The 260-nt window shown below is 58.5% G+C and carries 1 protein-coding gene; it reads left to right on the forward strand.

All coding sequences use genetic code 11. From position 1 onward, the window contains the following. On the forward strand, positions 1 to 260 hold a 260-nt coding region (locus AAEY72_RS15435; RefSeq protein ID WP_352311482.1), incomplete at both ends, for an NUDIX domain-containing protein.

Here is a 260-nt window from a genome sequence, read left to right on the forward strand (position 1 = left end):
ATCCTCTTGAACGCGCGCAACGAGGTGTTTTGGGGCAAGCGGCTCCGCGAGCATTCCTGGCAGTTTCCTCAAGGTGGGATCAAGTACGGCGAGACCCCCATGCAGGCGATGTACCGGGAACTGCACGAGGAAACGGGCCTGCATCCGGAACACGTCAAGATAATCGGCCGCACTCGCGACTGGTTGCGTTACGAGGTGCCTGACAAGTTCATCAAACGCGAAGTACGCGGTCATTACCGCGGCCAGAAGCAGATCTGGTT

It is taken from the genome of Psychrobacter sp. W2-37-MNA-CIBAN-0211 (assembly GCF_040309405.1).
In the GTDB taxonomy this organism is placed as follows: Bacteria; Pseudomonadota; Gammaproteobacteria; order Pseudomonadales; family Moraxellaceae; genus Psychrobacter; species Psychrobacter glaciei.